The sequence below is a fragment of the Mycobacterium mantenii genome, from assembly GCF_010731775.1.
In the GTDB taxonomy this organism is placed as follows: domain Bacteria; phylum Actinomycetota; class Actinomycetes; order Mycobacteriales; family Mycobacteriaceae; genus Mycobacterium; species Mycobacterium mantenii.
On sequence record NZ_AP022590.1, the window covers coordinates 4,065,757 to 4,085,677 of the forward strand.

General features: G+C 66.3%; 17 protein-coding genes and 1 pseudogene. 4 read left to right on the top strand and 14 right to left on the bottom strand.

Annotation, left to right across the window (positions count from 1 at the left end; all coding sequences use genetic code 11):
- Positions 1 to 43: 43 nt before the first annotated feature.
- The 4 genes from G6N50_RS18350 to G6N50_RS18365 all read left to right on the top strand — a co-directional run bounded on the left by G6N50_RS18350 (position 44) and on the right by G6N50_RS18365 (position 4,358).
- Positions 44 to 934 (top strand): helix-turn-helix domain-containing protein, encoded by an 891-nt coding sequence (locus G6N50_RS18350; RefSeq protein ID WP_179970031.1) that lies wholly within the window; start codon positions 44 to 46, stop codon positions 932 to 934.
- A gap of 24 nt (positions 935 to 958) precedes the next feature.
- The gene (locus G6N50_RS18355) at positions 959 to 1,684 is read left to right on the top strand and encodes a pirin family protein (protein WP_083097611.1); all 726 of its coding nucleotides are present in this window, start codon (positions 959 to 961) and stop codon (positions 1,682 to 1,684) included.
- A gap of 57 nt (positions 1,685 to 1,741) precedes the next feature.
- Positions 1,742 to 3,169 (top strand): YhgE/Pip domain-containing protein, encoded by a 1,428-nt coding sequence (locus tag G6N50_RS18360; RefSeq protein WP_083097609.1) that lies wholly within the window; start codon positions 1,742 to 1,744, stop codon positions 3,167 to 3,169.
- A gap of 79 nt (positions 3,170 to 3,248) precedes the next feature.
- A complete protein-coding gene (locus tag G6N50_RS18365) occupies positions 3,249 to 4,358 on the top strand; it encodes a phosphodiester glycosidase family protein (protein ID WP_142275675.1) in 1,110 nt (369 codons plus the stop codon).
- Here G6N50_RS18365 and G6N50_RS18370 read toward each other — a convergent pair.
- The 14 genes and pseudogenes from G6N50_RS18370 to fadD5 form a co-directional block, all read right to left on the bottom strand.
- Positions 4,351 to 5,052: a YoaK family protein gene (locus tag G6N50_RS18370; protein WP_083097605.1), complete on the bottom strand. Its 702-nt coding sequence runs from the start codon at positions 5,050 to 5,052 to the stop codon at positions 4,351 to 4,353. The two genes, G6N50_RS18365 and G6N50_RS18370, sit on opposite strands and share 8 nt — an antisense overlap.
- 37 nt (positions 5,053 to 5,089) lie before the next feature.
- On the bottom strand, positions 5,090 to 5,836 hold the full coding sequence (locus G6N50_RS18375) for a mammalian cell entry protein (RefSeq protein WP_083097603.1): 747 nt from the start codon (positions 5,834 to 5,836) through the stop codon (positions 5,090 to 5,092).
- Positions 5,803 to 6,357 carry a mammalian cell entry protein gene (locus G6N50_RS18380; protein WP_083097717.1) on the bottom strand — a complete coding sequence of 185 codons (555 nt, stop codon included), beginning with the start codon at positions 6,355 to 6,357 and terminating at the stop codon, positions 5,803 to 5,805. Before G6N50_RS18380 ends, G6N50_RS18375 begins: the two co-directional genes overlap by 34 nt.
- Positions 6,354 to 7,325 (bottom strand): RDD family protein, encoded by a 972-nt coding sequence (locus tag G6N50_RS18385; RefSeq protein ID WP_083097601.1) that lies wholly within the window; start codon positions 7,323 to 7,325, stop codon positions 6,354 to 6,356. The genes G6N50_RS18380 and G6N50_RS18385 overlap by 4 nt, the downstream gene beginning before the upstream one ends.
- Positions 7,322 to 8,071: an Mce protein gene (locus G6N50_RS18390; RefSeq protein ID WP_083097599.1), complete on the bottom strand. Its 750-nt coding sequence runs from the start codon at positions 8,069 to 8,071 to the stop codon at positions 7,322 to 7,324. The genes G6N50_RS18385 and G6N50_RS18390 overlap by 4 nt, the downstream gene beginning before the upstream one ends.
- Complete coding sequence (locus G6N50_RS18395; RefSeq protein WP_083097597.1) at positions 8,041 to 9,591, bottom strand: virulence factor Mce family protein; 1,551 nt, start codon at positions 9,589 to 9,591, stop codon at positions 8,041 to 8,043. Before G6N50_RS18395 ends, G6N50_RS18390 begins: the two co-directional genes overlap by 31 nt.
- Positions 9,585 to 10,742, bottom strand: coding sequence for a virulence factor Mce family protein (locus G6N50_RS18400; RefSeq protein WP_083097715.1), 1,158 nt, complete (start codon positions 10,740 to 10,742; stop codon positions 9,585 to 9,587). The genes G6N50_RS18395 and G6N50_RS18400 overlap by 7 nt, the downstream gene beginning before the upstream one ends.
- 44 nt (positions 10,743 to 10,786) lie before the next feature.
- Positions 10,787 to 12,400 (bottom strand): virulence factor Mce family protein, encoded by a 1,614-nt coding sequence (locus G6N50_RS18405; protein ID WP_083097595.1) that lies wholly within the window; start codon positions 12,398 to 12,400, stop codon positions 10,787 to 10,789.
- Complete coding sequence (locus G6N50_RS18410) at positions 12,397 to 13,962, bottom strand: virulence factor Mce family protein (protein ID WP_083097593.1); 1,566 nt, start codon at positions 13,960 to 13,962, stop codon at positions 12,397 to 12,399. Before G6N50_RS18410 ends, G6N50_RS18405 begins: the two co-directional genes overlap by 4 nt.
- Complete coding sequence (locus G6N50_RS18415) at positions 13,959 to 14,999, bottom strand: virulence factor Mce family protein (RefSeq protein ID WP_083097591.1); 1,041 nt, start codon at positions 14,997 to 14,999, stop codon at positions 13,959 to 13,961. The genes G6N50_RS18410 and G6N50_RS18415 overlap by 4 nt, the downstream gene beginning before the upstream one ends.
- Positions 14,996 to 16,301, bottom strand: a pseudogene (locus G6N50_RS18420) (MCE family protein). The gene G6N50_RS18415 and the pseudogene G6N50_RS18420 overlap by 4 nt, the downstream one beginning before the upstream one ends.
- Before the next feature lie 5 nt (positions 16,302 to 16,306).
- Positions 16,307 to 17,176: an ABC transporter permease gene (locus G6N50_RS18425; RefSeq protein ID WP_083094588.1), complete on the bottom strand. Its 870-nt coding sequence runs from the start codon at positions 17,174 to 17,176 to the stop codon at positions 16,307 to 16,309.
- A 1-nt stretch (position 17,177) separates the two neighbouring features.
- Positions 17,178 to 17,993, bottom strand: coding sequence for an MlaE family ABC transporter permease (locus tag G6N50_RS18430; protein WP_083094589.1), 816 nt, complete (start codon positions 17,991 to 17,993; stop codon positions 17,178 to 17,180).
- 293 nt (positions 17,994 to 18,286) lie between these two features.
- A complete protein-coding gene (gene fadD5 / locus G6N50_RS18435) occupies positions 18,287 to 19,882 on the bottom strand; it encodes a fatty-acid--CoA ligase FadD5 (RefSeq protein ID WP_083094754.1) in 1,596 nt (531 codons plus the stop codon).
- Positions 19,883 to 19,921: the final 39 nt, after the last annotated feature.

Here is a 19,921-nt window from a genome sequence, read left to right on the forward strand (position 1 = left end):
GACGCATATCCTCCTATTTTGGACGGATCGTAAGGAGGTGACAGTGGCTACGTCAATGGCCGAGACTCACAGCGACTCGGGCGCGAAATCGCCACCCACCGCGCGGGTGATGAATATCCTTGCCGCCCTGTCGACTTCACAACGGGGCTTGACCTCGGCCGAGCTGGCGAAGAGCTGCGCGATCAGCACCTCGACGTGCGCACTGGTGCTGGCCGAGCTGGAAAGACGGGCCTGGGTGGCCCGACGCGGCGATCGCCGCTACGTGCTGGGCAGCGGATTGTTCGGGCTGGTCCACGGGCTTCGAGAACAGTTTCCCCTGCTGGACCGCGGCCGAGACGCGCTGCGCTTCCTACACGACGCGCTGGGGGCGGGCTGCTCGATGTCGAAGATCGGCCCACGCCATCTGACCACCGTCGACACGGTCGGCCATGCCACCGACGGCGAGCACGCCGTGGGTCAGCGGTTCCCCATCGACCCGCCGTTCGGCCTGGTCGCCATGGCGTGGCGCGATGACGACTCCGTTCAAGCCTGGTTACATCGCGTGACGCCCCGGCTCACCCGCACCGAAATCGCCGAGCACCTGGGGGTACTCGCCGACATTCGCGCCCGCGGCTACGGCGCATGGCGATTCGACGACACCCACCGGTCGCTGCACACGCGGCTGGCCGACGTGCTGGCCTCGCTGGAGCCCACATCCCAAGTCACCCGCCAGCTCACCACCCTGATGACGATGGTGACCCTGCAGTCGGTCACCGATGTTCTCGAAACAGATTTGGCCACAGCCGAATTCGTCGTACTCCCGATATTCGCCCATGACGGCCAGCCGGAGTACCAGATAGAGATCCACCTGGGTCACTCCACCGGTCTGACGTTGACCGACCTCGAGGCCGCACTTCGGCACGCCCAGAGGCTGCTCACCGCCGCGGTGCTCTGACGCGGCCGAAGATACGCTTGGGTCGTGTCCGCCACCACGGAGATCAGGGATGCGGCGGACCGCGCCGTCACCAGCACCCCCTGGCTGACATCCCGGCACTCTTTCTCCTTCGGTCACCACTACGACCCGGACAACACCCATTTCGGGCTGCTGCTGGTGAACAACGACGACATCGTGTCGGCGGGAACGGGATTCGACATCCACCCACACCGGGACATGGAGATCGTGACCTGGGTGCTGAGCGGCGAACTCGCCCATCGCGACTCCGCCGGCAATCACGGTGTGATCTATCCCGGCCTGGCGCAACGCATGTCGGCCGGCAGCGGGATCCTGCACTCCGAGCGAAACGACTCCCCCAGCGACCCGGTTCATTTCGTGCAGATGTGGGTGGTGCCCGACGAGGGCGGTGTTCCACCGAGCTACCAGCAGCATGAGATCGACGAAAAGCTGTTGGCGGACGGTCTTGTGACGATCGCCTCAGGAATGCCCGCCCACGACGCCGCGATCACCCTGCACAACCGCAACGCGGCGCTGCACGGCACCCGGCTGTCGGCCGGTGCGGCGGTGAACCTTCCGCGGGCCCCCTACCTGCACCTTTTCGTGGCGCGAGGCCGGGCCGGCGTGGAAGGAATCGGTGTGGTGAACGAGGGCGATGCGGTGCGCTTCACCGACGCCGACGGCCGGCGCGTGTCGGCGAGCGAGCCCTCGGAACTGCTGATCTGGGAGATGCACGCGAAGCTGGGTGACTGAGACCATAGAGGGCCGGCGCCGCAGCCCATAGAGTGGGCACGACAGACAGGAGCCGGCATGCCTCACTCGCACCCGCAGCACGCGGCGCCCAACCCCAACCGGAGCATCAAGGCGATCCGCACCGTGCGGTTCTGGGCGGCACCCCTGGTCATCACCGTGGCGTTGATGTCGGCGTTGTGCGCGCTCTATCTCGGCGGCATTTTGAACCCGACGACCAACCTGCACCATTTCCCCATCGCGGTGGTCAACGAGGACGCCGGTCCCGGGGGCGCGCAGATTGTCGACCGGTTGGTCAACGGGTTGGACAAGAACAAGTTCGACGTCCGCGTGCTCTCCCGCAGCGAGGCCAAGCACCAGATGGACACCGGTCAGGTGTACGGGCAGGTGCTGATACCGCCGAGCTTCTCGTCGAGGTTGCGGGACTTCGCGACCAGCGCGGTGATGCCCGCCCGCGCGGAGCGGCCCTCGATCACGGTGTCCACCAATCCGCGGGCCGGCACGCTCGGTGCGAGCATCGCCGGCCAAACCCTCAACACGGCGATGGGGATAGCCAACGGCATAGCCGGACAACGGGTTATGGCCGAAGTGGCCGCGCAGACCGGTGGTGCGCCGCTGGCCGGGGCGGCACAGGTGGGCCTGAGCGCCCCGATCGAGATCCAGTCCAATGTCTACAACCCGCTGCCCAACGGAACCGGCAACGGCCTGTCGGCCTTCTATTACGCGCTCCTGCTGCTGCTCGCGGGATTCACCGGAAGCATCGTGGTCAGCACGCTGGTGGACGCGTTGCTTGGTTACGTGCCGGCCGAATTCGGCCCGGTGTATCGGTTCGCCGAGCAGGTCAGGATTTCCAGATTCCAGACGCTGCTGCTGAAGTGGGCGATGATGGTGCTGCTGGGGCTGCTGACCTCGGCGGTGTACCTGGCGATCGCCGGCGGGCTCGGCATGCCCATCGATCACAGCTGGCAACTGTGGGCGTTCGGTGTCTTTGCGGTCGCCGCGGTGGGTATCACATCCAGTTCGTTGCTCTCGGTGCTGGGCACCGCGGGATTGCTGGTCAGCATGCTCATCTTCGTGATCCTCGGGCTGCCGTCGGCCGGCGCCACGGTGCCGCTGGAGGCGACGCCGTCCTTCTTCCGCTGGCTGGCCGAATTCGAACCGATGCACCAGGTCTTCCTCGGGGCCCGGTCGCTGCTGTACTTCGGCGGCCGCGGTGATGCCGGCCTGACGCAGGCGCTGACCATGACGTCGATCGGCCTCGTCATCGGTCTGCTGCTCGGCGGCATCGTCACACACCTCTACGACCGCAAGGGCTTTCACCGGATTCAGGGTGCGGTCGAGCTGGCGATCGCCCAGGAACACCAGGCCCAACACCAGGCCCGCCGCGGCAAGCGCACCGAACCGGCCGCCACCGAGACGGCCACCACCGAAGCCGCCGGAACCGAGACCGCCGCATCGGAGACCGAAAGCTCAAGCGAGCGAACGTAATTCGAAAGTAGCCCTACCGTCACCGCGCTGTTATCTTTGTTGACAGTGTGACTTCTGAGGCTGATGATGTTTCTGTTGCATTCAGTTCAGGGCGGAAAGGGCTATCGTGCTGACCCGACGCGCCAGCTTCCGCCGCCTGACCGCGTGCTGCGCCGCCCTCGTTGCGTGCTTCACGCTGGCGATCACGTCGGGACAGCCCCTCGCGCGGGCCGCCGACGGCCGCGACCTGCTGGCCAACGCCATCGGCAGCACCCGCGGCTCCTACCTGGTCTACAACTTCGGTCCCGGCCATCCCGCGCCGATGCTCAACGCCGGTGGCAGCTGGTACGAGATGAATAACGGCGGGCACCTGATGATCATCAAGAACGCGGCGGGACGCCTGTCACCCCACCTGCTGGTCGACACGCACCGGGGCGATCAGGCCCGTTGCGAGAACAACCCGGGGGCGCGCACCGGCGAGGGGCTCTGGCAGGCCTCGGAACTCTACGCACCACTGCAGGCGTGGCAGCGCATGGGCCAGCCGACCATCGCGATCAATGCCAACTTCTTTGACGTCCGCGGGCAAAAGGGCGGCTCGTGGCGGCAGACCGGCTGCAGCTCACCGCTGGGCGCCTTCGTCGACAACACCCAGGGACAGGGCCGCGCCAACCAGGCCGTCACCGGTACCGTCGCCTACCCCGGCAAGCAGGGCCTCTCCGGTGGGGGTGAGAGCTGGAGCGCGCTGTCGACCATGGTCCTGCCATCCGGTGGTGCCCCATATGTGGTGTGGCCCAGGACAAAGAGCGACTACGACGCCGCCACGCCGGTGGTCGCCGACCTGCTCAACAAGAACGAGAAGTTCGTCGCGGTGTCGGGCATCGGACTGCTGGCGCCGGGCAACACCGGACAGCTGCACGACGGCGGACCGAGCGCGGCCCGGACGGCTTTGGCCTACGCCAGGCAAAAGGACGAGATGTACATCTTCGAGGGCGGCAACTACACCCCGGACAACATGCAGGATCTGTTCCGCGGCCTGGGCAGCGACAACGCCGTGCTGCTCGACGGCGGTGGCTCGTCGGCGATCGTGCTGCGCCGCGACACCGGGGGCATGTGGGCCGGCGCGGGATCACCGCGGGGATCGTGCGACACCCGACAGGTGCTGTGTGATTCACACGAGCGGGCGCTACCCAGCTGGTTGGCGTTCAACTAGCCACGGCCGCAGCGGGTTTCGTCGCCGGGGGGCCGAACCAGAAGATCAGCAGGCTCGTCGCGATCACCGCCGCGGTGACCACGAACACCGGGGCGATCACGTATCTCGACATCGTCGCGCCGAAGAAGGCCCCGGCGCACATCGTGGCGACCACGCCGGCGCGCAGCCTTTCGCGTTCGCCCGTGCCGCCGGCCAGGCGGCTGTCCAGTCCGAGGCTGACGATCGTCGACGTCAGCACCGTGGTGGAGAGCTCCCGAATGCCGAACTGGCGTGCACTCGAGTGCTGCAAGCCGAAGGTCACCGCGAGCATACCGATCAGGACCAGCTTCGAAGTCCCTTGATAGCGCAGCACTCCCGTGCCCGCCAGGATCGACAGCGCTATCAGCAGCACGATTTCGGTCGACAGCACCGTGGTGATCCACGCTCGCGTGCGGTCCCCGAGATGCCGTGATAACCGGCCGCTGACGATCGTGGTGCAGACGAAGGTCGGCAGTGCCACCGCGACTGCGTTGAGGTCGACCGTGGTGCTCGGAGCCAGCCAGAATCCGAGGAAGATGACGTTTCCGGTCATATTGGCTACGAACACGTGGCCGAGCGCCAAGATGCTGATCGAGTCGGCCAATCCTGTGGCGAAGGTCAACAGCAGCAGCGCTGCAACGGTCCATCGTTGCGATACCGGTGACGTGACGGCCATGCGGTGCAGTATATTTCGACGCCGCCCGCTGCCGTCGCTAAACTTTTGGCGTCAAATCCAGCGAGGTGATCGTCGTCATCCTGGTCACCAACCAACGGCTGTTGGAACGTTTCAGGAACAGCCGGTAGGACAGGTACTTCAGTGACGGCACGTTCTTGGTCAGCGGGCTGGTGGACGTCGTGTTGGTGTAGACGATGACCACGGCGTTCTGGTCGTCGAGCGTTTCGACCGCCGCACCGGTGACCTCGGTCCTGTTGGTGACCTTGGCCTGCTTGTTGGGGGCTACGATCGCGTCGACGAACTTACGGTACTGCGCTTCGAAATCGCCGCTGAGATAGTGCGATGCCCGATCGGCGAGCGTGTCCATGTTCTCCGGCGTGTACGTCCACAGCGTGGTGATCGCATTGGCGGCGGTCCGCGCGACGTTGAGTTTCGTTGCGGCGTTGGCCCGGTCGGCCAGGTACGGCTGCACCATCGCGCCGGCGAACGCCGCGGACCCGACGAACAGCAGGGCGGCAATCATGGCGACGACGGCCCAGGCCTTGCCGGCGCGCCGCTTCTTGCGTGCACCGTCGGCCGGCGGCGTATCCGTGGCCTGCTCCGTGCCCTCGTCCGTGCCCTCGGCATCAGCGCCGGCCGCGCCCTCGAATTCGGTTGTCGCTTCGGCTTTTTCGGCGCCGGGATCCGTGCCGTCGCCCTTTGCCGCACCAGTCGCCTCGTCGTCGGGGGCGGCTGGGTTCTCCTCGGCGGTCACATCACCTGCTGCAGGTTGCTGATCTTCCACTGGTTCCCTTCCCGCGTCGCGGTCGCCGCCCAACGATTGGCGTTCTCCAACACCTGCTTTTCATCCGGCGACTTGGTGGTGATTGCCGTGGCCACCATGACGTTTGCGCTGCCATCGTCATTCCATCGCTCCAGGCCGGCGTCCAGGACGCTGCCGGTGGCCGGTTCGGCGCGGGCGACCTGGAGCAGGATCTCGTTGGCGTTCTTCTGGTACTGCTTGGCGAAGTCACCGGTCGCCTGGGCCAATATCCGGTTCACGTAGTCGTTGGCGTGAAAGGGGTCGATGGATATGAACTGCGTCATGAACCCGCTCACGTAACTGACCACCTCGCGGTCCCTCGCCGTGGTCCGGGCCCGGGTTTCATGCGAGACGAGCATCAGCGCGCAGGCCGTGATCGCCGCCACCATGAGCACCGCGGCCACCGTGCCGCCGAGCGGCACCAGCCATGGCCGGCGCGCTTCGACCGGGCGCGTGATGAGCAGGGACCGCTCGCCGGGCACGAACCTGCGCCGCGGGCTCATTTGCCGCCCCCGGGCTGCTTCGGCTTGGTCAGCACGTTGAGATCGTCGACGCGCCAAGCGTTTCCGCTGCCCTTAACGAAGTTCACCCGCACCGTGGCGCTGATGTAGCGCTGCTCGGGACCGGTGCCGCGACGGCCCTGCATGAACAGCAACATCGTCGCCCGATCCGGGCCCGCCGATTCGATCGAGCTGTTGGTGACCCAGTACTCGTTGATGACCGGGTGCCCCTTCTGCACCAAGTCCTGCTGGGCCGCCAGCTGGGATCGGTATTTGTCGGTCGCCAGCGACAGCGCCCGCGTGAAATCGTCGTGCAGCGACTTGGGGTCATACGTCAGCATCTGGGCAACGATCTTCGGCCCCTGCGTGGCGATCTGGGCGCGGGTCTGATCGGTCGCCCGGTCCGTGGAGTACACCACGAAGAAGCTCATCGCGACCCCGGCCAGGCAGAGCACCACCGCGCTGGACACCGCGATCGCGCTCCAGCGCCGGATGTGGGCCGGCGCCGTGTTTGGTTCGACGCGGCGCACTTCGGTGCGCGCCAGCATGTCGGCGAAGGTACGGCGGCGTGAATCCCACAGGGGCCAAAGCCATCCCACAATCGACGCTATATCGAGCACGTGCAATAAGTCCCGCAGCAGCAGGGTCCACGGTCCCGGCGCGTCACCGGTGCGCCGCGTCACCGCGACACCCACCAGCGCGCGCCCCAGGCTCCAGCCGGCGATCACCGGGAGCAGTAACCGGTTGACCAGCACCAGCAGCGTGACCATGCCGAGGACGGAAATCGCAAGCCACCACCACACGCCGTGGGCCGGCACCGTCCGCAATACCAACGCCATCGTGGTGATGACGGCGATGCCCGGCAGCGCGTCGACGGCGAACGCGCTGACACGAGAAGGCCAGGGCGCCAAGGCTTCCCGCGGTGACTCCTGGATTGCTGTGGGCGCAGTCTGTTCGACCACCACCGTCACTTCGTCACCTGGTCGAGCTTCGAAATCTTGTACTGGCCCTCGGCGAACGCCATTTTCACGCGCAGCCGGTACCCGGCTTCGCTCTGATTCTGGTCGCTGGCCACCTTGACGCGCATCGCGACAAGGATGTCGATCGAGGCGTCGGGGTTGTTGCGCTCCACCGCCGCCCGCATATCCGACACCTGAACGTGGACGTTCGCGGCCTGATATGCCTGCACGAGCATGCTGGTGTACAGCAGCGCCTGCGAGCGGAACGCGTCCGTGCCACACTCGACGATCTTCTGCTCGCTCGCGGTCATCGCGTTGGTGTCCGGCGCCTGGGTCGCCGCGACGCACTCCATCGCCGCCTTCAGCGCCGCGGCGTCGTTGCGGGTGATCCGTTGGCTTTCGTGGTGGTAGTGCAACGCGAGGTAGCCGCCGACTCCGATGCCGCCGGCGCACAGCACCAGCACCGCGGCGATGCCGACCAGCCAGCCGCGGCCCACCCGGGACGGGCCGCGCGGTACGGCCACCGCGGGCGGGCCGGATTCCGCGTCATCCTCGGCATCGCCGTCGGACTCGGACCGGTCGGGGTCGACGTCGGCAGCACCGTCGGTGGATTCCACCGGGTCCTCGGAGGCATCCTGCGGACCGGTTTGCTCGGCTCCGTTCTCGGGTGCCGTCGAATCCTCGTTCTTGTCCTGGGTGGTCAACGAATCATCCGTGTCGATGGGGTTCAGCCGGCTGGTGCCAGCATCTCCTTCCATCCATCGTCTCCTGTTCTGGTCGAGTTCTCGACGGAGTATTTAACCCCGTCTGGCCCTACCAGTTCACCGCTTTGGGGACTGTAGATCGCCGAGGGAGGCCCGCTGGGTTTGTATGCACACGGGTTGGGCTGCTGGCCATTGCACTGCACGGTACCCGACCCCGGCCGGGACAACGGATCGCTGGTGGGCGGGGGTGTGCCCGCAACCCGGTCCGAGGGTGCCGGGTTCAGCCCGTTGTCCACCGACGGCGCGGGGATCACCATGCCCGGCTTCACCGGCTGGTCACAGCGCGCCGACGGCGCGGGGCAGGTCAGGATCTGGTTGGGGTCGCCATACCAGGGGTTGGTACCCGCCGGCACATACGGCTTGGGGTCACGGCATTCCCGCGGAGTCGCGGCCCGTTTGCCCGGAATGTCCGTACACGGGATGTTGCGCGATCCGCGCACGCTGTTCGCCGGGGTGTCCATCGGGATCTTGCAGTACGTCCCCGTCGGCAGCGGCTGGATGCTGGTGTCGGCCGGGGACCGCCATTCCGACGCCGGAATGAAGCCGGTCAGGCAGGGCGGCGGCTGGTTGATCGACAGCGCCAGGTCCAGAGCGGCCATGTTGGGGAACGGCGCGGCCACCGTCTGGGCGATCGACGCACCCTGCGGGAGGAACACCAGGACCTGCTCGACGCCGGTGTGGTACCGCTTGAGCAAGTCGAAGACGACCTCGAGGTTGGCCAGCGTCTGCGGCAGCGAATCCCGCACGTCGTTGAAGACTGAGTTCACCTGGTCGGCCGTCGGCGCCGCCTGGCGCAGGATGCTTTTCAGGTGTGGATCTTCCCGCGCGGACTGCGCGCCCAGCCTGTTCAGGTTGCGCGCCCACCGCTCGATGTTGTCACCCGATTTGACCTGGCTGTCCAGCACCGGACCGGAGTTCTGGATGATGTCGTTGACGTCGGTCATCTGGTTCTTGAAATCACCGACGATGGCCTGCGTGGCGTCGACCAACCGCTGCAGGTTGGGGCCCAATCCGCCGACGGATTGCGCCGTCTCGTCGAGCAGCTGGCCGATCTTGTCCTTGGGCAGCACGGACAGGCCGCGGTTCGCGGTGTCCAGGGCCGGCCCGATCTCGGCGGGCACGGTGCCCTTGGTGATGGTCTGTCCGTCCGCCAGGTACTTGCCGGGGTTTCCGCTCGAGGTCAGATCCAGATACTGCTCACCGACCGCCGACACCGAGTGCACGTTGGCCGTCGCATCGATCGGGATCTTGTAGCGGCTGTCGATGCTCATCGTCGCCTGGGCGCCGCGCTCGGTCGGCTCGACGTCGGTGACCTTGCCGATGGTGATACCGCGATAGGTCACGTTGGCCGTGGGATACAGCCCGCCCGAGGCGGGCAGGTCCGCCTTCAGCGTGTAACGGCCGATGCCCGCCAGGCTCGGGATCTGCAGGTAGTACACCCCGAGCACGAGCAGCGAGATCACGGTCAGGATCCCGAAGGCGATCAGCTGGCGCCGGATGAAGGGAGTCAGCAATTCCTGTCCCCCCTTTCCACAAGCGGTCCGCCCGGCGCGTCATTCGGGTTCGGCGTGTAGCGCACGTCCGGGATCATCGTTTCCGGATCGCGCCCGAACGACTGCTCGAGCGCCCGCAGAGCTCCCGACAGTCCGGTTCCGGTCAGGAACGCGTTGTCGACTGCGCTGTAGGTCAGGTCGAGCGTCAGCGAGATGTTGATGTAATCGCCGCGGAAGATCTTCGGGACCGTGTCGATGTCGAACGGCTGCGTAAGGATCAACTTCAGCGCGCCGATCAGGTACGGCGAGGCCCGGCCGAGTTCCTTGAGCGGGCACTGCAGCGCCTGCAAATCGGTGTGCAGCGGCCCGCGCGCCTCCGACAGGTACTGGTCGGCGGCCTGGCTGAGGCGTCCCACCGAGTCGACGGCGTTGATCAAATGCTGTTGATAGTCCTTGTCCGCGAAGTATTTGACCAGCGGCGGGATCTCGGTGAGCACCCGGTCCAGGACGTCTGCCCGGGTGCCCACGTAGGTCAGCAGCCGGTTGGTGGAGTCGATGGCGTGGGTGATGTCGTCGCGCTGCTGGTTGAGCTGGCTGGTGAAGGTGTCCAGCTTGCCCAGCAGGGCCCGGATCTGGTCGGCGCGCCCATTGAAGATGTTGTAGACCTCGTTCTGCAGCACCTCGAGGTTCGGGATGCCGCCCCCACGCAGGATCAGCGACAGGCTGGCCAGCGTCTGCTCGGTCGTGGGATACGACGACGAGTTCTTCAGCGGGATGGTGTCGCCGTTGCGCAGCAGCACGGGCGACGGGTTCGGTGGCGCGGCGAGCTCGACGTGCTGAGAGCCCAGCAGCGAGGTCTGGCCGATCTTGGCGATGGCGTTCTTCGGCAACTTGACGTTCTTGTCCACGCCGAGCGTCAGGGTGGCGATCCAGTTCTTCAACTGGATGGCCTTGATCGAGCCGACGAACACGTCGGCGACCATCACCTTGCTGTTGCCGTTGATCGCCAGGGTGTCGGGCACCTGCACGTAGATGGTCATGGCCCCCGAGCCGCTGCCCGGCCCACCCGGGATCGACACGTTGGAGATGCCCTTCCAGCCACACGAGCTCAGCACGGCCGCGGCGATCAGCAACGTCAGCCCTTGCCAGGACCGGCGGCGGATCACCCGCAGCGCGCCCCGTGCGGTCCGACGGTTCGGCTTGCTCGTCGCGCCCCTCACTGCCCACCTCCAAAGTCAGCGGGTGCTGCCGGGCCGCCCGCGTTGGGGGCGGGCGCGGCCACCGGCGCCGGCGTCGGAGCGACCGGTCCCGGGATCACGTCCGGCCCCGGCGGTGGCGGCTGGATCGGCACGGGCGCGTTCAGCCCCATGGGCGGCACGATCGGGTTCTCGTCGTAGGCGTTCGGCGGGCCCGGCGGGGTCTGCAGGTTCGACTGGACGGGCGCGATGTTCGGGCCGCCCATCAGCTCACTCAGCGAGTCCGGGGTCATCAGGCCCGCGGTGATCGGCCCGACCTGCTGGCCCTGCATGCCCGGCGCGACAATCCAGCCCGGCTGGGTGTTGCGGTGCGACGTCGGGGTGTCCGGCACCCAGATGCCCGGGACGGTGGTGTCCTTGTACCCGTTCGGCGGGTGCAGCCGATCCTCGGAGTAGGCGACCTCCTTGGGCAGCGTCTCGGCCGTGCTGAACAGGTTCAAGCCGAACGGCGGGTAGTTGAACTTGATCGCGTCGAGAATCGGCGAGAGGTACTGCGCACACAGTTCGGCCGACTCCTGGTAGCCCAACCGGCTGCCGGCTTGGATCGCGCTGCAGATGAACTGCATCGGGTTCGCGAAGTTGGTGATCGATGGGATGGCGACCACCGAACCGTGCGACGGGTGATAGATCTGGTTGATGTTCGCCGCGGCCGTCGGCAGCACGTGCAGCGCGGTCTCCAGCCCGTTCAGCGGATCCGGTTGCAGCAGCGCGTTCGTCACGGTTTCCAGGTTTTTGATGTCGTAGGTCAGCACGCCGCGGTTCTTGTCCAGCCAGGGCCGCACGGTGGTGAGCAGGCTGTCGAACTGCTGGATCGCGTTGGCCAGGTCGTCGTCGGAATGCGCGAGCCGCGTGGTGAAATCCGCCAGGTTCTGGTTCAGCGCGACGAACTGCTGGTCGTCCTGGTGCAGGGCGTTGACGAACAGCGCCAGGCTGCGCACCACCGCAAAGAAGTCGCCGCGACCCTCGTTCAGCGCGGTCAGCGCCTGCGACAGGCTGCTCAGCGTGTTGTTGATCTGCTTGCCCTTGCCTGCGAGCCCGTTGGCGAAGGACTCGATGACCTCACCGAACGGGCCCTTCGGTTGCTCGGGTGTCGGGCCCAGCTTGGAGATGATGTTGGTGATGCTGTTGCGCAGCTGGTCCCACTCCACCGGCACCTGGGTGCGCTCTTCGGGAATCACCGCGTTGTCGGCCAGCACCGGACCGCCCTTGTAGGCGGGCTCGAGCTGGATGGCACGCGACGCCACCAGGGTCGGGTTGAGGATCACCGCCGATGCGTTGGCCGGAACCCGGTACTTGTTCTCGTAGTGGAAGGTGATCTTCATCTTGTCGCCGGCCGGCTCGATCTTGTCGATCGCGCCCACCCGCAGGCCCATGATCTGGACCTTGTCCCCCGGGTAGAGCGCGTTGGCCGCCGGGAAGTAGGCCACCACGGTGTTGTTGCTCAGCTTCTCGTACAGCCGCCAGCCGACGTAGCCGACGACGAGCGCCAAGATGATCACAAGCGATCCGATTATTACCGATGCCCGGGTCAGCTTCGGTAGCCGGATGTTCCGGATATCAAAGATGGTGCTCAATTCTGGCTACCTCCCCCGGCTGCGCCACTGCCTCCGGCTCCGCCGGGGTTGATGAACGGTGCCGGCAGCTGGTTGCCCGGCCCGGGTGGCGCCGGCGGTCCCGGCGGAAGTCCCGGCGCGAACGTCGACGGCGGCGGAGGCGGTCCGGCCGGCGCGAGGTTCTCGGTGCGGGCACCCGGCGGCGCTTGCGTCGGCAACGGCACCGGTGTTCCCGGAACGTCGGGAGGCGGATCGCCCGGGCGGCCCGCGATCGGGATGCCCGGCGTGGGCGGCAGACCGTCGGGGTTTGGCGGCGACGTCATCACGTCGACCGGCGCCGGGAAGCCCGGCCCGCCGAACGGCCCGGACGTCGCACCCGCGCAGGGCAGCGGGTTGTCCGGACGGGGAATCCCGTCGGCCGCCGGCGTGTACGAGCAGGGAGACCCCGGCGGCACCGCCGGACCCGGGTGATCGGGCGTGCCCTCGAGCACCGGCGGCGCCGGCGGCGGCGCACCGTTGGGGAACCGGGTGCCGTTGGGGTCGGGGAACCGGTAGGCCGGCAACCCGGCGCTGCGCCAGAAGTTCTCCGGATCGATGCCGCGCTTCTTGAAGGCGGCGTCGACCCATGGCTGCGAAATCTGGTAGAGGGCCAGGTTGTGCAGGACCACCTTGAAGAACGGTCCCGAGGCGATGGCCTCGTTCAGGGACGGCAGGAACTTGCCGACCTCGGTGAAACCGTTGGCCAGGTCGTCTTTGCGCTGCACCAGGATGTCGCTGACCGTGCGCAGCTGTTCCAGCACGTGGTTCAGGTTCGGGTTGTCGTTGATCAGGCCCTTGACCTGTTCGGAGAACGCCGCGACGTTGGCGAGCAGGGCGTTGATGGCCTGGCCGCGCTCGTTGAAGGCGGCCAGCAGCGTGTTGGCGTTGACCAGTGCCCGGTCGATCTGATCGCTGCGGTCACCGAGGACGCTGGCCACCTGGTTGGCCTGGGCAAGCAGGTGCTTGACCTCTTCGTCGCGCTTGCCGATGGTGTCGGAGAACTTGGCCACCCCTTCGAGGGCCGGGCTCAGGTGCGGGTAGGTCTGGTCGATGGTCTGCGACAGCACGTGCAGTGACTGCTTGACGGTGTCGATGTCCCAGCCCTGGGCGGCCTTGGTGACGTCGAAGAACGCGTCGTAGATCTGGTAGGGCGTGGTGCTCTGGCCGATCGGCAGCGTCGCCCCGGGCCGCAGCGGCTGGTTGCCGCGGGCCTCGATGTCGAGGATCTTCTTGCCGAGGATGGTGTCGGTCTTGATCGCCAGCCGGCTCTCGGTGCCGATCGTGCTGGTCCCGATGGAGAACTTCAGCAGGATGTGGTCGCCGTCGATCTTGAGGCCCTCCACCTTGCCGACGTCCACGCCGGCGATGCGCACCTTGTCACCGGAGTTGATGCCCCCGGTGTCGGTGAACTGCCCGTAGTAGCTGGGCTTGGCGAACAGCATCGGGACGCTGGTGAAGCTCTGCCCGACACCGATGACGAGGATCGTCACGACGATGCCCATCAGCCCGATGCGGACCCGGTTGGGTGGTTCCAGCGTTCTCATTGCGGCGTGCACCTACCCGTCGGCTGCTGGAACAGCCGGACCGTGCGGACCGGACCACCGGCCTGCAGACCGTTGATCTTCAGGGTGATGTCGCAGGCGTAGAAATTCACGAAGTCCCCGTAGGACCCGATGGCGCGCCCGATCATGTTCAACGCGGTCGGCACCTTCTTGAGGTAGTCCTGCAGTTGGTCCTGCTGGTCGATCAGCGGCTGCTGCACGGCGTCGAGGTAGTTGATCGTCTTGTGCAGCAGTCCGCGGTCCTCGGCCAGCAGATCGGCAACCGTTCCGGCGGCGTTGCTGATGTGAGCGATCCCGCCGGCCAGCTGGTCGCGGTGGTTATTGAGCCCGGTGATCAGCACCTCGAGGTTGTTGACGGTCTGGTCGAACTGCTGCCGGTGCCGAACCGTCGTGTCCAGCACGATATTCAGGTTCTTGATGACCTCGCCGATCGCCTGGTCGCGCTCGCCGAGCTGGGTGGTCAGTTGCGCGGTCTGGTCGAGGATGTCGTTGATGGTGCCGCCCTGGCCCTGGAACACGGTCACCAGCGATGACGCGATGGTGTTGACCTTTTGCGGATCCAGCGCCCGAAACAGCGGTTTGAATCCACCGATCAGCGCGTCGAGGTCCAGCGCCGGCTGGGTGCGTGACAACGGGATGAACCCACCGGCCGGCAGGACCTTGTCGGCGCCCTCGCCCTGGCCGCGCTTGAGTTCCAGGTAGCGGTTGCCGATCAGGTCGAGGTAGCGGATCTGGGCGGAGGTCGACTGGTAGAGCGGGATTGAGCGGTCGACGTTGAATTTCACCCGCGCGCGCTTGCCACCGTCGATCAGCTCAACCTTGTCGACCTTGCCGACCTCGACCCCCGAGGCGCGGACGAACTGGCCCGCGCGTAGGCCGCTGACGTTGGTGAACTCCGCCGTGTACCCGTTGGTGCGGTCGAAGCGCATCTGACCGAACACCACGATGATCATCACGGTGAAGATCAGCAGCACCACCGAGAAGATGCTGAGTTTGACAAGGGTTCCGGTGATTTTCATGGGTTGATCGTGTTATCCCCTACCTGGCGGCCCCAGACGTACTCGATCGCATACGGCGATCCGGTGTCCAGGTGGTTGTACGGCGCGAGGCTGTTACCGGAGTCCATCACCAGCTCCGGTGCGGGCCACAGGTCGTGGGTGAGCGGCTGCCAGCAGCCCGGCGCGCCGCCGGGGCCGCCGCGGGCGTTCACCCGCGGCAGGTTCTCCGGGTAGACGTAGGGGTTGGGCGCGCCGCCGACCAGTCCGGCCGTGGCGCCGAGCCCGAGCGTGAGCGCCGCGACGGCGACCAGCGACAGCGGGTTGGCGACCAGCCCCAGCCCGGACAGCGCCTGCGTGTGGGCGACCAGCGAGTAGCCGTTGCCGCCCAGGAACGACGAGGCCTTGGGCTCGATGTCGTGGTAGTTGCGCACGGTGCAGAACAGCTCGGGGCTGTAGGTGTCCAGCAGCTGCGCTGTGGGCACCAGGTCTTCGGCGCCGCGCGCCAGATACGGCCCACCCTTGTTGAACAACTCCGCACCCGTATTGCCGAACCCGGCCGCCGACAACAACGCCTGATCCAAATCCTTTTGCTGGGCGTTGATCGTGCGCGCGGTGACCACCGCATTGTTCAAAAAGTCGAACAGATCCGGCGACGCGTTCGCGTAGGTGTCTCCGAGTGCCGCCAACCGCTGAATGTCCTTGCGCGCCTGCGGCATCTGCGGATTCACATCATCGAGCAACGCGTTGGCGTTCGTCACCGACTGACCGAACTTCTCCCCAACCCGTCAACGACTGCGCCGCAGCACTCAACGTCAAATTCAGCTTGACCGGATCAACCTTCTCCGCGATCGAAGTGATCGTCTGAAACAACGTGTTGATCTCCGTCGTCACCGAGCGCGCATCGATCACCGTGTGCGGCGAGATCCGCTGCGGCGACGGATTGGCCGGCGTCGTCAACGACACATACTTGCCACCGAACACCGTCGTCGCCTTGATATCGGCATTCACATTCGACGGAATCAGCTTCAGGTAGCGCGGATACACCTCCAAAACGAACTTCGCCGCCGGCTTCCCATCACGCACCGTCTCCGAAATCGACCCCACCCGGCCGATCTCCACCCCGTTATAAGTCACCTTCGAACCCGGATCCATCACCAACCCAGCCCGCGCCGCCAACATCGTCAACTCGGTCTTGGGGGTGAAACCTCCGCGGAACTGCCCGTACACCAAGGCCAGCGCCAGGGCGCCGACGACCAGGAGCGCCACCCCGGCCAGCTTGTACGGCGGGGTCCGCGGGGCGTTGATCTGGATCGGTCGGGCCATGGCGGTTACACCGTGAGCGCGAAGTTGGGGTTGACGCCATACAGCGCCAACGCGGCGGCCAACACGACAACCTGTACCGACACCAGCGAGAAACGCATCGATCGACCGACGGCCTCACCCACGCCGACGGGACCACCGCCGGCGTTGTAGCCGTAGAAGCAGTGGGTGATCATCACGACCGCGGTGATGATGATGGCTTCCAGGAACGACCAGAACACGTCGTCGGGGCGCAGGAACGTCCGGAAGTAGTGCTCGTAGGTGCCGTTGGACTGGCCGTAGATCACCGTGGTGGTGATCTGCGGGGAGAGGAAGGTCATGATGATCGCCATCGAGTAGATCGGGATGATCACGACCAGCCCGGCCATGATGCGGGTGGAGGCCAAGAACGAGATCGATTTGATGCCCATCACTTCCAGGGCGTCGACCTCCTCGCTGATGCGCATGGCGCCCAGCTCCGCCGTGGCGCCCGCGCCGACCGTGGCGGCCATGGCGATGCCAGTGACGACGGGCGCGGCGATGCGCACGTTGATCAGCGCGGCGAAGAAGCCGGTGAACGCCTCGACACCGATGTTGCCCAACGAGGCGAACCCCTGAATGGCGACCAGGGAGCTACCGGACAGCGTCACGAAGCCGACGATGGCGACGGTGCCACCGATGACCGCCATGGCGCCGGTGCCCATGCCGATCTGGGCGATCAGTCGCAGGGTCTCTTTGCGATAGTTGCGCAGCGCGTGCGGGATGTGCCCGGCGGCAATGGTGCCGAACCACGCCATCTGACCGATGTCGTCGAGACCGCGGGCCGCGGCGAGGCCGTAGCGGTTGAGGTTCTCTGCCGCCCGCGGGAAGCGGGAGCGAAAGACGGCGGCAGTCGACATGTCAGTGCCCCGTCCCGAACCGCACGCCGATGGTGGTCAGCACGACGTTGACGGCGTAGAGCGCGACGACGCAGAGCACGACGGTCTCGTTGACGGCGGTGCCCAGGCCCTTCGAGCCGCCGCGCACGGTCAGCCCGCGGTAGCAACCGACCAGCCCGGCGATGAGACCGAAGATCGCGGCTTTGACCGTCGCGATGATGACCTCGGGCAAGCCGGTGATGGTGGTCAGGGTGGCCAGGTACGCGCCACCGGACACGTTTTGCAGGTAGACGCCGAACAGGTAGCCGCCGACCAGGCCGACGGTGATCACCAGGCCGTTGAGCAGGGTGGCGACCAGGGTCGCGGCGACCACCCGGGGCACCACGAGCCGGTGGATCGGGTCGATGCCGAGCACCTCCATCGCGTCGATCTCTTCGCGGATGGTGCGGGCGCCCAGGTCGGCGCAGATCGCGGTCGAGCCGGCACCGGCGACCACCAGCACGGTGGTCAGCGGACCGAGCTGGGTGACCGCGCCGATCGCCGCGCCGGCGCCGGACAGGTCAGCAGCGCCGAACTGGGCGAGCAGGACGTTGAGCGTGAAGATCAGCAGAACGGTCAGCGGGATCGACACCATGATGGTCGGCAGGAAGGCGACCCGCATGATGAACCAGCACTGCTGGATGAATTCCCGATACTGGAACGGCCAGCGGAGCAGCGCCCTTCCGGTGAGCACGCACATCCGGAAGAATCCCCCGACGAGCGTCAGGGGCGTCTCCAGCTGGTCGCGCACATAGCTAACCAAGTAGGGACCCCGCCGACTCGTCGACGTTGAAGTCACCGCTGCCCCCTCCGGCCGTCACCGCGCGCCTGCCGGCGTCGCGACGGATCATGTAGCACGCCTCGCCCCCTTGCCGCTGTGCAGCTGGGGGTGCCCCCACCTCGCCCCGGCTTGATGCCTGTGACCATCGGCTCCCTACTGGCAAGTAGTAACGGAGACCACAGGAATGTACCCGATGGTCTTCCAGGTGTGAACCGCATCCGCACAATTAACCCTTCGTCAACAGCTGGCAAACGTTACAGGTCCCGTCGGCTTTCCTCCCTGCTCCCAAAATCTCTTGCCCAAGAATGGATTTAGTCGATTTCTCCAACTCCGTAACGGACGCGCAGTTCAGTCTTGAGCACCTTCCCGGCCGGGTTACGCGGCAGCGCGTCGACGATCTCGAGCGCCTTCGGGTGCTTGTACCGGGCCAGCCGCTCGGTCAAAAACTCGTCCAGCTCGTCGAGCCGTAGATTGTCGCCCGCGACAGCGGCGACCGCGATGGGCACCTCGCCCCACTTGTCATGCGCGCGGCCGATGACGGCGACCTCGACGATGCTGGGGTGGCTGGCGAGCACGTTCTCCACCTCGGCGCAGTAGATGTTCTCGCCACCGGAGATGATCATGTCCTTCTTGCGGTCGACCACCCACACGTAGCCGTCGGAGTCCATGCGGACGAGGTCTCCGGAGTGAAACCAGCCGCCCGCGAACGCTTCTGCCGTGGCCTCCGGATTGTTCCAGTAGCCGCTCATCAAAGTTGGTGCGCGATAAACGATTTCACCGATCTCACCGATCGGCACGTCATTCATGTTTTCGTCGACGACGCGGGCGGCGACGGTGGGGATCACCTTGCCCACCGAGCCCCGTTTACGAATGGCGTCTTCACCCAGCAACATGCAGGTGACCGGCGACATCTCCGTCTGGCCGAACGCGGCCAGAATATGGGTGCCGGGGAACCTCTCCGACATCTCCCGCAGCAGGGCGTCGGGCGCCGGCGCGGCCCCCCACGAGATCACCCGCAATTTCAGGTCACGCGGGCGAGCGTGCTGTTCGGCGCAGACCGCCTGCCACTGGGCGGGCACCAGGAAGATTCCGGTGACCTTCTCCTCGGCCAGCACGTCGAGCAGTTGCCCGGGTTCGAATGCACCGAGCGGGTAGATCACCGTCGGGATGCCGAGCAACAAGCCGGTCAGCATGTTGCCGATGCCGGCGATGTGGAAGAACGGCACACCGATGAATCCGACGTCGCTGTTGATGTCGGCGCCGTTGGTGTACAGCCCGGTCATGGTCTGGCCGGTCAGGTTGGTGTGGGTCAGCACGGCGCCTTTCGGCCGGCCGGTGGTGCCCGAGGTGTACATGATCAGCGCCGGCGAGTCGTTCGGGATGTCGACGGGTTGGTGCGCGTCCCCGGACTCCTCGATCAGGTCCTCATAACCGAGCACGCTGTCATCGGTCGAAGCGCCTGCCACCACGATGGTGCCCAGCATCGACTCGATGTCGCGAACTCCGGCGGCCACCGGGGCCAGCACCGGTTCGGTGATGATCACGCGCGCTTCGCAATCCTGGACCAGGAAAGCGATTTCGGCCGGAGTGAGCCGGAAGTTCAGCGGAACCGCGATGGCGCCGAGCATGTTGGCGGCCAGCACCGATTCGACGAACTCGGTGCGGTTGAGCATCAGGATCATGACCCGGTCGCCGAAGCCGACACCCCGGCGGCTCAGCGCGTCGGCCAGCGCCGCCACCCGGCTGCGCAGGTCACCCCAAGTCAGGGTCTTGCCCAAGAACCTCATCGCCGTCGCCCCGGGTTGCATCAAGGCATGCCGTTCGAGCTGGTTCACCCAATTCTGTCGCCGGGCCAGGTACGGCTGCTCGTTCGCCTGCGTCTGATTGTTCGCCAATTGCGCGGTCAAGCCCCACACTTCCCTTCACTCGCGCACCGCTTGCGCCAG